At 36.0% G+C, this 12,532-nt stretch carries 11 protein-coding genes; 9 read left to right on the top strand and 2 right to left on the bottom strand.

Going from position 1 to position 12,532, the window contains the following annotated elements; translation table 11 throughout:
• The first annotated feature begins 18 nt into the window (after nt 1-18).
• From opp3b to BM350_RS08235, 5 genes are all read left to right on the top strand, one after another.
• Nucleotides 19-948 carry an oligopeptide ABC transporter permease gene (opp3b, locus tag BM350_RS08255; RefSeq protein WP_090915828.1) on the top strand — a complete coding sequence of 310 codons (930 nt, stop codon included), beginning with the start codon at nt 19-21 and terminating at the stop codon, nt 946-948.
• On the top strand, nt 945-1,961 hold the full coding sequence (opp3C, locus tag BM350_RS08250) for an oligopeptide ABC transporter permease (protein WP_090915830.1): 1,017 nt from the start codon (nt 945-947) through the stop codon (nt 1,959-1,961). Before opp3b ends, opp3C begins: the two co-directional genes overlap by 4 nt.
• A gap of 20 nt (nt 1,962-1,981) precedes the next feature.
• Nucleotides 1,982-3,025: an ABC transporter ATP-binding protein gene (locus BM350_RS08245; RefSeq protein WP_090915832.1), complete on the top strand. Its 1,044-nt coding sequence runs from the start codon at nt 1,982-1,984 to the stop codon at nt 3,023-3,025.
• A complete protein-coding gene (locus tag BM350_RS08240) occupies nt 3,018-3,953 on the top strand; it encodes an ABC transporter ATP-binding protein (protein ID WP_090915834.1) in 936 nt (311 codons plus the stop codon). The genes BM350_RS08245 and BM350_RS08240 overlap by 8 nt, the downstream gene beginning before the upstream one ends.
• Before the next feature lie 338 nt (nt 3,954-4,291).
• Nucleotides 4,292-5,932 carry a peptide ABC transporter substrate-binding protein gene (locus BM350_RS08235; RefSeq protein ID WP_090915836.1) on the top strand — a complete coding sequence of 547 codons (1,641 nt, stop codon included), beginning with the start codon at nt 4,292-4,294 and terminating at the stop codon, nt 5,930-5,932.
• A gap of 43 nt (nt 5,933-5,975) precedes the next feature.
• Here BM350_RS08235 and BM350_RS08230 read toward each other — a convergent pair whose 3' ends face one another.
• Entirely contained in the window at nt 5,976-6,179 is a 204-nt protein-coding gene (locus tag BM350_RS08230; RefSeq protein ID WP_090915838.1) for a hypothetical protein, read from the bottom strand.
• Between the two features lie 437 nt (nt 6,180-6,616).
• Here BM350_RS08230 and spx point away from each other — a divergent pair, with 437 nt between their 5' ends.
• A complete protein-coding gene (spx, locus tag BM350_RS08225; protein WP_090915839.1) occupies nt 6,617-7,012 on the top strand; it encodes a transcriptional regulator Spx in 396 nt (131 codons plus the stop codon).
• 256 nt (nt 7,013-7,268) lie between these two features.
• On the opposite strand, the gene BM350_RS08220 is transcribed toward spx, so the two are convergent.
• Nucleotides 7,269-7,937 carry a TerC family protein gene (locus tag BM350_RS08220; protein WP_090915841.1) on the bottom strand — a complete coding sequence of 223 codons (669 nt, stop codon included), beginning with the start codon at nt 7,935-7,937 and terminating at the stop codon, nt 7,269-7,271.
• A gap of 664 nt (nt 7,938-8,601) precedes the next feature.
• Here BM350_RS08220 and mecA point away from each other — a divergent pair.
• From mecA to BM350_RS08205, 3 genes are all read left to right on the top strand, one after another.
• Complete coding sequence (mecA, locus tag BM350_RS08215; protein ID WP_090915843.1) at nt 8,602-9,276, top strand: adaptor protein MecA; 675 nt, start codon at nt 8,602-8,604, stop codon at nt 9,274-9,276.
• Nucleotides 9,277-9,351: 75 nt separating this feature from the next.
• Nucleotides 9,352-10,896 (top strand): cardiolipin synthase, encoded by a 1,545-nt coding sequence (cls, locus tag BM350_RS08210; RefSeq protein ID WP_090915845.1) that lies wholly within the window; start codon nt 9,352-9,354, stop codon nt 10,894-10,896.
• A gap of 205 nt (nt 10,897-11,101) precedes the next feature.
• Nucleotides 11,102-12,343 (top strand): competence protein CoiA, encoded by a 1,242-nt coding sequence (locus BM350_RS08205; protein ID WP_090915847.1) that lies wholly within the window; start codon nt 11,102-11,104, stop codon nt 12,341-12,343.
• Nucleotides 12,344-12,532: the final 189 nt, after the last annotated feature.

The following is a 12,532-nucleotide window of genomic DNA, read 5'->3' as shown; positions in this document are numbered from 1 at the left end:
AATGGGGAGGTGCTATTTATGGGACGTTATACATTACAACGTTTCGTGTACATGATCATTACATTATTTTTAATCACAACTTTAACATTCTTTTTAATGAAGTTGTTGCCAGGTTCTCCGCTTAAAAATCAGGAGAAATTATCACCAGCACAAAAAGAAATCATTTTAGAAAAATATGGATTAAATGATCCGCTACCAGTGCAATATGTGCATTATATGAAAAATTTAGTTCAAGGGGACTTGGGGGTATCATTCCAGTATGATAACCGTCCAGTAACAGATATGATTGTTGGCCGCATTGGTCCATCTGCACAATTAGGTTTTCAAGCGATTGTTTTAGGAACTATTATTGGATTATTATTAGGTATTGTTGCAGCACTTCGTACGAACACGTGGGCTGATTACGGGGCAACGTTCATTTCGGTACTCGGAATGTCTGTACCTGCATTCGTTTTTGCGGCACTACTACAATATTATGTAGCAGTAAAAGCGGGCTGGTTACCGGTAGCGTTTTGGAAAGGGTTTGAATATACAATTCTTCCAACAATTGCATTGTCGGTATCTGTAATAGCTACAATAGCTCGTTTTGCACGTACCGAATTAATAGAAGTTATGCAAGCAGAGTACATTTTAACAGCAAAAGCAAAAGGGATTAGTCAAGGTGTAATTATTATAAAACACGCACTGCGAAATGCTCTTATTCCAATCATTACGATTTTAGGCCCAATGGTTGCTGCTTTAATGACAGGAACACTTGTTGTTGAGCAAGTATTTGCTGTACCAGGTTTAGGGGAACAGTTCGTTAAGTCTATTCCATTAAACGATTATACAGTTATTATGGGTACAACAATTTTCTATAGTGCACTTTTTATTCTTGTTATCTTTATTGTCGATGTACTATACGGTGTAGTTGATCCTCGTATTCGTTTAGCGGGAGGGAAAAAATGATGAAAGATGTACAAAAAATATCGCCAGATTTATTTCAACCAGCAAATCGCAGCAATACGGATAATGAAGTTATTGCCCGTCCGAGTGTAAAGTTTTGGGAAGATGTAAGAAGACGTCTGTTTCAACATAAAGGCGCAGTTTTTGGGATAATTATTCTTGCTTTAATTATTCTATTAGCGATTTTTGGTCCGATGATGAGCAAATATTCTTATAAAGATCAAGATTTAGATCGTTCAAAAATACCGCCGAAAATACCGGTTCTAGAGAAGATCCACTGGCTGCCTTTTGATGGTGTAGACCAATATGGTGTAGATCAGTATGAGAAACGTGATATTAAAGAATATTTCTGGTTTGGTACAGATGATCTTGGCCGTGACATTTGGACAAGAACGTGGGAAGGAACACGAGTATCTTTATATATCGCATTATTAGCAGCGGCAATTGATTTAGTTATTGGGGTTGCATATGGTGGTATCTCCGCATTCTACGGAGGTCGTGTTGATAACTTCATGCAGCGTTTCGTTGAAGTATTAAATGGTATTCCGTACTTAATTATCGTAATTTTAATGGTAATTGTAATGGATCCTGGTATTCTATCAATTACATTAGCGATGACTCTTACAGGATGGATTGGCATGTCACGTATTGTGCGTGGACAAGTGTTGAAAATGAAAAATCAAGAGTACGTATTAGCATCACGCACACTTGGAGCAACAAATACACAATTAATTGTAAAACATTTAGTGCCAAACTTAATGGGATCTATCATTGTTATGACAATGTTTACAATTCCACATGCGGTATTCGGAGAAGCTTTCTTAAGTTTCATTGGCCTTGGAATTCAGCCGCCATTAGCATCATTAGGTTCTTTAGTAAGTGATGGGTATAAGTCAATTCAAACATATCCACATATGATGTTTATTCCAGCGACTGTAATTAGTTTGTTGATTTTAGCATTTAACTTATTAGCAGATGGTTTACGTGATGCATTAGATCCAAAAATGCGTAAATAAAGAAGAAAGGAGAGGGAATGATGAAAACTTTGTTAGAAGTAAAAGATTTACAAGTTTCATTCGACACACATGCTGGTGAAGTACAAGCAGTGCGCGGAGTTACTTTTGATTTGAAAAAAGGAGAAACGCTAGCAATTGTGGGGGAATCTGGTTCTGGTAAGTCCGTTACATCTAAAGCGTTGATGGACTTAATTCCAAAGCCGCCAGGGCGCATTAAGAACGGAGAAATTATTTTTGACGGTCGTGATTTAACGAAGCTGTCTGAAAAAGAAATGCAACAAATTCGCGGAAAAGAGATTGCGATGATTTTCCAAGATCCAATGACTTCGTTAAATCCAACGATGACAATTGGTAATCAAATTATGGAAGGCCTTATTAAACATCAAGGAATGAATAAAGCTGATGCGCGTAAAGTTGCGTTAGAGCTTATCGACCTTGTAGGAATTCCAAATCCAGAAGCACGTCTTAAGCAATATCCGCACCAATTTTCAGGTGGGATGAGACAACGTGTTGTTATTGCGATGGCGCTTGCTTGTAATCCGAAATTATTAATTGCCGATGAGCCGACAACTGCGCTTGATGTAACAATTCAAGCACAAATTTTAGAGTTAATGAAAGACATTCAGCAAAAAACAGAAGCGGCTATCATTTTTATTACGCATGATTTAGGTGTTGTTGCCAATGTAGCGGACCGTGTAGCTGTTATGTATGCAGGGAAAGTTGTAGAGATTGGAACGGTTGATGAAATTTTCTATAACCCGAAACATCCGTATACATGGGGATTATTAGCTTCTATGCCAAGTTTAGAAGGCGGAGAAGAAGAGTTATATGCAATTCCAGGAACGCCGCCAGACTTATTAAAGCCGCCAAAAGGTGATGCATTTGCAGCGCGTAATCCACAGGCATTAAAAATTGACTTTGAAATGGAACCACCTTTCTTTAAAGTAAGTGATACGCATTATGCAGCAACGTGGCTGCTTCATGAACAAGCTCCAAAAGTGGAGCCACCTGAAATTGTCCAAAGACGTATTCGACAAATGAAAGCGGGTGAACAGCATGACTAATAATCGTGAAAAATTAATTGAAGTAAAAAATGTAAAACAATATTTTAACGTGAACGGCGGAGTTGTAAAAGCGATTGATGATGTTACGTTTGATATTTACCGCGGAGAAACATTTGGACTTGTAGGAGAGTCTGGTTCTGGTAAATCAACAACGGGAAGAACAATTATTCGTTTATATGACGCAACAGCAGGAGAAGTATTGTTTGACGGGGAAAATGTACACGGTAAGAAATCACGTGCTGAATTAAAGAAATTTAACCGTAAAATGCAAATGATTTTCCAAGATCCATACGCATCATTAAATCCGCGTATGAGCGTTGGAGATATTATTGCAGAAGGAATTGATATTCACGGTCTTGCTAAAAATAAAGAAGATCGGATGAAGCGTGTGTATGACTTACTTGAGACGGTTGGTTTGAACCGTGAGCATGCAAGTCGTTTCCCGCATGAATTCTCTGGTGGACAACGTCAGCGTATTGGAATTGCAAGGGCGTTAGCTGTAGAACCGGACTTTATTATTGCCGATGAGCCGATTTCGGCACTTGACGTGTCAATTCAGGCGCAAGTGGTTAACTTATTGAAACAGCTACAAAAAGAAAAAGGTTTAACATACTTATTTATTGCCCATGATTTATCGATGGTAAAGTATATTAGTGATCGCATCGGTGTTATGTATCACGGGAAAATCGTGGAACTTGCAACGAGTGAAGAGTTATACGAGCATCCAATTCATCCGTATACAAAATCACTACTATCAGCAATTCCGCTTCCAGATCCAGATTATGAGCGTAATCGTAAACGTATCGTATACGATCCGTCTCAGCATCAATATGGTAATGAAGTGCCGCAAATGCGCGAAATTCGCCCAGGACATTTTGTTCTTTGCTCAGAGGCGGAGTATAAGAAATATAAAGAAATCTATCAATAAGAGAAACCGAGCACATGGAAAATGTGCTCGGTTTTTTTCTTTTATAAGAACACTTAAAAACAAAGAGAGAAAGCATAGTATTTTGTACAGAATATATATCATAAAAATCCTACAATTATATTCAGATAATTTAAATAAGTTAAAAAATAACGAAAAATCAACAAATACATTGATATTAAAACAAGGAGAAGGTATAAAATGTTAACAGAAAATTTTCATAAAATAGAAAAATAAATATACAAATAATCAATTTGTATGTATAATATGAATTGTTAGAACTTAATCACTTTTTATTATTTTCAATGAAAGATCTAACATTTTGGAGGAGGGTATAATATATGAAGAAAAAGGTGCCGGTGCTACTTGCATCAACATTGACAGTAAGCATGATTCTAGGGGGATGCGGATATTCAAAAGATGATTCGCAGGCGAAAGCAAAAGGGGACACAAGTAATGCGAAGCAGGTAATCAATATGGTTGAAACAACTGAGCTTCCAACGATGGATACAACATTAACAACAGACGCAGCATCTTCAAGCGTAATGAACAATGCAATGGAAGGGTTATATCGTCTTGGAAAAGATCAAAAATTAGTTCCAGGTGCTGCCGAGTCGTATGAAAAATCAACAGATGGAAAGAAATATACATTTAAATTACGTAAAGATGCAAAATGGTCAAATGGGGACCCTGTAACAGCAAAAGATTTTGTGTATTCTTGGCAACGAGCAGTAAATCCAGATACAGCTGCAAAATCTGCTTACATTATGTTTGATGTGAAGAATGCAGAGAAGATCAATATGAAACAATTGCCAGCAGACCAATTAGGTGTCAAAGCAGTTGATGATTATACATTCGAAGTAGAATTAGACAATCCGGTTCCGTATTTTGTGAATTTAACAGTATATCCGTTGTTCTTCCCACTTAATGAAAAATTCGTAAAAGAACAAGGTCAAAAGCATGGACTAGAAGCAAATACAACATTATATAATGGTCCATTTGTATTAAGTGAATGGAAACATGAGCAAAGCTTCCAATTAAAGAAAAATCCATCTTATTGGGATAATAAAACAGTTAAATTAGAGGAAATCAACTATAATATCGTAAAAGAGACAGGAACAGCGGTAAATTTATATGAAACAAAAGCAGTTGACCGCGTTCTTTTATCAGCAGAATTTGTAGATAAATATAGAAAAGATAGCGGTTTTAAAACGACAAGTGATCCAACAGTATTCTTCTTACGTTTAAATCAAAAGAATCCTGCTTTAGCAAATAAAAATATTCGTAAAGCGATTTCTTTAGGGTTTGAACGCAACGGTATGATAAATACAATGTTGAATAACGGTTCAAAAGCAGCTGGTGGCTTAGTTCCAGAAGAATTTGTTAAGAATGCTGACGGGAAAGATTTCCGTAAAGAAAATGGAAATCTTGCAAAAGTGGATCTGAAAGAAGCGAAAAAGTATTGGGAAGCTGGTAAAAAAGAGCTTGGAAAAGACACAATTGAATTAACGTTATTAAACTCTGATACAGAATTAGCGAAGAAAATTAGTGAGTTTTTAAAAGGTGAATTAGAAAAGAATTTACCAGGCTTAAAACTAAATGTGAAAGTACAACCTTTTGCACAAGTGTTAAAGTTAGAGAGCAGTGGTGATTATGATATCTCATATAGCGGTTGGGGACCAGACTACCCAGATGCAATGACATTCCTTGATTTATTTGTAACAAATGGTGCACAAAATAAAATGGGTTATTCAAATGCTCAATATGATGAACTGATTACAAAGGCTAAGAAAGAAGGATCTGATGTAAAAGAACGTTGGAATAATCTTTCGAAAGCAGAAAAAATCCTATTTGATGAAGCGGCAATTGCACCAATCTATCAACGCGGAAGAGCATTTTTAGAGCGTGAAACAATAAAAGATCTTTACATCAATAAATATGGTCCAGAGCTAAGCTTTAAATGGACTTCTGTAGGAAAATAATACGCATGAAAAAAGAAGCAGGATTCGAATCCTGCTTCTTTTTTTAATACGTATGTTTTTTATAAATTCCCTTACCGCCAACTTGATTCCAGCCGGTTTGCACTTCGGCAGATTTATTTACGAATTTCATTTTGTCTTTGCGGCCAAACAATTTTTCGCCGATCCCATTTGTTACAACCCCAATAGTTGCGGTGATCCCAATGACTAATGCTGCAACGATTACAAAATCAAGAAAAAAAGCTCCCATATGTAATCCTCCTTTGCATAAGTATAGTTATATTGTATGTTGGAAAAGACAAAAAAAAAAGAATTGTTTGATAAAAAGAGTGTATTTGTGTAATTTGTATAGACGGCGGGAAAGTAGTTTGATAAAATAAATTAAGAACAGACGTTCCTTTGTTTTCTTGTATACATACTTTTCTTACAAAATGCACATCTTTTGCATAACTTTTATGTATATTATGAAGAAAAATTATTGTATATTTCTCTTCTGTTCTATTGTATAATGAATTATAGAAGTTACTTATTTAAAGTAATTATTTTTTTAGAGAAGTTCGCTTACAGGTTTAGAAGTTCTTTATTTTTAGATAAGTAATCATGAGTAATACAAAATTTGTTTGAGTATAATTATAAAAATGTGAAATAGTACAGAATTTGTACTCTTTTAAGGAGAGTGAGTAATGTATGGTAACACTATATAGTTCTCCAAGTTGTACGTCTTGTAGAAAAGCGAAATTATGGTTAGAGGAAAACCATATTCCTTATACAGAACGTAATATTTTCTCTGATCCATTATCGATTGAGGAAATTAAAGAGATTTTACGTATGACGGAAAGCGGAACAGATGAGATTATTTCAACTCGTTCTAAAATTTTTCAAGAATTGAATATTAATTTAGAATCTTTACCTCTTCAAGATTTATATAAGCTTATTCGCGATTACCCAGGTATTCTTCGTCGTCCTATTATCATTGATGAAAAACGCCTGCAAGTTGGTTATAACGAAGATGAAATTCGTCGTTTCTTACCACGAACAGTGAGAACGTTCCAATTGCGAGAAGCGCAGCGTCTTGTAAATTAATATAATATGCAAAAGGAACTGATTCCCTCTCCTGTTTTAGCAGGATGAGCGAATCAGTTCCTTTTCATTTTATACGGAGCATATACTGTACATTTCGTCAAACGACCGATATTTTGCATAAATCCATTTTGATTTTTCAACATATATGTAGCTGCTATGCATGGCCAGATGCTCTCGTCCCCCTAAAAAGAAATGGGGTTTTTACTTGTATTTATAGCAGACAGCAAAAGTCTGATAATAATCAATGATAAATAGTTCAAGTATTTCGCAGCTTTACTTGGTTTACAACAATTCCAACTAGTAGCACCGTAATCATAAAAAGAAAGGGAATGCTTGCCGTGAAAAGTGGTTTTGTCTCGAAAAATGATCTAAGATTTTTTTCATGTGTTACCATGCTGCCTGCTGTGTAAGCTAAGATTGTAGCGCCGATATAGACGAGAAGAGGAAATCTTTCCATGCATAATAAAATAAGCTTACTTCCCCAAATAATAATAGGAATAGAAATGAGTAATCCGAGAACAACTAATGTAATATTTCCATGAGAAGCTCCTGCGATTGCAAGTACATTATCAAATCCCATAACAAGATCTGCGAAAACGATTGTTCGCACAGCTTGGAATAATGTTGTCTTTGCCTTAATACTAGAAAGATCATGGCTGTTATCTGTAAGCAGATTGATTGCAATGAAAGTGAGTAAAATGCCACCTGCTAATTGCAAAAAGGGAATATTAAGTAAATAAACGGCCATTATTGTGAGTAGGATACGTAATATGATGGCTAAACCAGTGCCTAAAACAATAGCTTTATTCCGTTCTGCCTCTGGTAAGTTTCGACTAGCGAGTGCAATGACAATTGCGTTATCGCCGCCTAATACAACATCAATACCAACGATTATAAAGATGGATGTGAGAAAGTCTAAATCCATTCAGTTTGCCTCCGTTTACTCAGTCCTAATAGAGAGAAATATCGTCTATTAGGAGCGGATTTGTTTTCAGTCACGTCATAGGTAAGAGATATATGGACAGCCGATGTATTTGTAAGCTTGTTTCGTTTACATCATATGCAGGAAAAAAGAATATAGGACAATCATTTCCAGTGATAGCATGTCCAATATTTTTTCTGAAATAAGAAGAGGGGAATCCAATTTAACTTTTCGACGCTACTAGTTGCTGCTACGAAGAAACAACATGACCGCTGTGATGCTAGGCCAGATGCTCTCGCCCATAAAAAGAAAGTATTTTAGTTCGGTTTTTGATTTTCAACATATAAATCGCGGCTATGAAGAAAAAAGGTGCTTTGCACTCGCTATCTCCCTTTGTTTTAAATCCCGCCCGTGGCAGAAAAAGGACCTGACCGCTCCTATGCATGGTCAGATGCTCTCGCCTATCTAAAAAAAGAGGTTTTTTCAATTTGTACGTATATATTGAATGAGAAATTAGGTAAATGACTGTTTTTTTGGTAAATAAGGTGATTTTATTTCCATTCTGGTGCATCTTATCATAAAATGAGAGTACAAGATTCTAATTTTTTTGTAATATGATTGGGGAGTCCCTTCATAACCATTCCAAATAGGAAGGGAAAGGTGCATTATGGATATTGAAAGAGTTAATGATCATACGATGAAATTTTATATCTCGTACATTGATATAGAAGACCGTGGATTTAACCGTGAAGACATTTGGTATAATCGCGATAAAAGTGAACAATTATTTTGGGAAATGATGGATGAAGCGCGTGACCATGATGACTTTTTTATAGACGGGCCGCTTTGGATTCAAGTGCAGGCACTTGAAAAGGGAATTGAGGTACTTGTAACGAAAGCACAGCTTTCGAAAGACGGACAAAAATTAGAATTACCAATTGGTCTTGATAAGATTATCGATATTCCTTTAGATGAGCGAATTGAATCGTTATTTGAGCAGGAATTAGAAGAGGCAGAAGCAGGAGCAATTTTTAACGAAGATGGTACATTCGGTTTTTTAATTAAATTTGACGACTTTGAGCATGTTATTTCATTGAGTCATCGACTTATATTTGAAGAGATAAAAGATGAATTATATTCATTTGAAAACCGCTATTATGTATATGTCGAGTTTGATGAGGTAGTGCACGATGAAGAGGAAATTGACCGTATTTTAAGCGTAATGTTAGAATATGGCGAGGAATCCGCTTTAACAATTCATCGTGTTCGTGAATATGGAAAGCAAATTGTTGCTGAAGGGGCACTTGAAACAATTCGTCATCATTTTTCTCCTGGAATGTAGGCCGATTTCCTTATAATGAAATCGGCTTTTTAAATGCACATATACGAACGGTGATTGTAAGTAAGGGGGGCGGATATGAAAAATACGTTGAAGCTATTGTTCTTTTTAATTGGTTTATTTGTGGTATTTATTTCGTTGCGTCTATTTATTGATGTAGCATTTTATTCAGATGTAATTGGTATTAAAGATATTTCGTTTTTAGGAATTTTAAGCATTTTATTTACAATATCAGGGTTTCTAATTGGTTTTGTCATTTTTTTAGAAAATCGTCATCCCTCGAAAACACTAACTTGGTTAATTGTACTTGGCATTTTTCCGGTAATCGGTTTTTTTGCATATCTTCTGTTTGGACAAAATTTTCGAAGGAAACGAATGTTTCAAAAGAAAGCGCTTTTAGACGAACAAGCATTTTTACAGTATAAAGGGCATGAGTACGATCAAGATCGTATATTGAAAAAGCATGAACATCAAGAATTGTTATTTCGGTTAGCTGATCGTTTAGGGGCATTAAATATTTCCTTTCATACGGAAACGAAAGTATTAACAAATGGGAAAGAGACATTTCAAGCTATTTTAGATGGATTGAAAAAGGCAAAGCATCATATTCATATGGAATATTATATTGTGCGTGATGATAAAATTGGTACAAAAATTAAGGACATTCTTATTCAAAAAGCAAAAGAGGGTGTAAGCGTTCGATTTTTATATGATGCTGTAGGGAGTTTTAAACTTTCAAACACATATATTGAGGAATTGAACAATGCCGGTGTTGAAATGGTTCCGTTTTTTCCTGTACGTTTTCCTATTTTAAACGACAAGATTAACTATCGAAATCACCGGAAAATTATTGTTGTTGACGGAAATGAAGGGTTTGTTGGCGGTTTAAATATTGGGGACGAGTATTTAGGAGAAAATAAATATTTTGGTTTTTGGCGAGACACTCATTTGTATTTACGAGGCGAAGCTGTGCGAAGTTTACAACTTATCTTTTTACAAGATTGGTTTTATATGACGGGGGAAGCTGTATTAACTCCTGATTATTTACAGGCGGATGTTGTAAAAGGGGATGAACAGGGAGGTGTGCAGCTCGTTGCAGGCGGACCTGATAATAAGTGGGAAACGATTAAGCATTTATATTTTGCAATGATTGCCTCGGCACGAAAATCAATTTGGATTGCAACGCCATATTTTATTCCAGATGATGATATTTTATCAGCATTAAAAGTAGCGGCCTTAGCAGGTATTGATGTTCGCTTGTTAATGCCGAGTAAACCGGATAAGAGGACGGTATTTTATGCGTCTCGTTCTTATTTTCCAGAATTATTAGAGGCAGGCGTCAAGATATATGAATATGAAAAAGGATTTCTACACAGCAAGGTTGTGATTGTTGATTCTGATTTGGCGTCAATTGGAACGGCAAATATGGATATGAGAAGTTTTCATTTGAATTTTGAAGTGAACGCTTTTTTATATGATACAAACAGTATTCGCAAACTTGTGACCGATTTTGAAAAAGATTTGCAGGTGTCGAATGAAATTCATGTCGATCGTTTTAATAACCGTCGTCTTGTGATGCGGATTGTAGAATCGACATACCGTTTATTATCTCCGTTACTTTAAAGGCTCATGGAAATGAGTCTTTTTTGTATCCCGCATTAACGGGCAGTATCTTCAAGTGTCTCAAGACGAAAAAACTACCCGTAAGAGCCCGATTGGTTCAACTAACCTTCAGTAAAAAAACCTTACTGAAGGAAGTTTCACTTTATCTGGGCAGGAACTCGTTTGTTATTGTCGAATAGTCCATACGGAAGAAAGGAATGATTCTATGTTTGTTGCGAAGAGAGAAAATGGAGAAGAAATTCATCTTCTTCATGGATGGCAGGAAAAGCAGCTTATGATGTTACGGGAGAACGAGCGCTTTTTCTGTCCCATTTGTCATTACGAAGTACAGCTGAAGTTAGGAAAACAAAAGCAGTGGCACTTTGCACATAAGAAATCACATAGCTGTAAAGTTGAATTTGAAAATGAATCGGCGTACCATTTGCGGGGGAAAGAGCAGTTATACAGATGGTTTCAGTCACAAGTTTGTTCAATAAAGATAGAGCACTATTTACCAGCGATTCAGCAGCGGCCGGATTTGTTTGTAACAATTGATAATCGGCAAATTGCAATTGAATATCAATGCGCAACTTTATCAGAGAAGCAGTTGTTAAAACGAACAGAAGGGTATTGGAAAGAAGGGATTCAAATATTATGGATTTTAGGAGGGAATCAATTCAAACGTCACGGGGCATATTGGTTGTCGCTATCCTCTTTTCATTCCTGCTGTGTACAATATTATCCAAATCCATATCTCCTCTATTTTTGTCCTAATGTAAAAGCTTTTTTCAAATGTAATCTTCTTTTACCTTTTTCCTCGTCGATCGTTTTTTCACATGCAATTTATTTTCCTCTTCCTATCACTACATTCAAAACCCTTCTTACAACATCACCTATTTCCATTGAACGTTTAGAAAAAGAGTGGATGAATAAAAAACAGCGCTTCCGAGCAAATGGCATTCATATGTGGAAGCAGGGGGAGCGTTCTTTTTTAGAGCTTCTTTATGAGAATCGTATATCTCCTTCTTGTTTTCCTGCTGAAATAGGTGTTCCGTTACCATCGCTTTTGGCATTTCGTACGCATTCTTTCATATGGCAAGCTTATATTTTAATTGAGCTACTGGGAAAATTTGCGGTAGGAGAATATTTTTCATTGCATACTGTTTTTCAGTATGTGGAACGACATAGGGGGATTCGTAGAAGGTCCCTGCCATATTTTCCGCAAATATTTTGGCAGCAAGCAGTGAGAGAATATATGCGATTTTTATGTGTAATTGGGGAAATTGAGCAAGTTGATGTTTACAAATATCGAAAAATACGTTGTTTTTTTGTTCCTAAAACAGAAGAGGAAGTGCGGAAATTTGATCGCTTATTTTTAACAGAGGCTCTTATGCTTTTGGAAGCAAAGTACAACATGAGTGAAGTGAAAACGGATATAATAGAAAAGTACCCAGAAGGAATTACATAAGAAGAATCGAATTGTACTATATAAATACGAATTGAAAGAACAGCATAAAACCCTTTCCTTTTAGGTGAACGAGAGCATCTGGCCGTGCATAGCAGCGGTCAGGGCCTTTTTCTGCCACGGGCACGATTTAAAACAAAAGGAGAAGGCAAGTAGCGATCATATTGTTTCTGCATGGCGGCGACTTGTATG

Source organism: Bacillus sp. 103mf (assembly GCF_900116295.1).
Taxonomy (GTDB): domain Bacteria; phylum Bacillota; class Bacilli; order Bacillales; family Bacillaceae_G; genus Bacillus_A; species Bacillus_A bruguierae.
The sequence above is the reverse complement of the archived record's forward strand: the minus strand, read 5'-3'. Positions and strand labels throughout refer to the sequence as shown.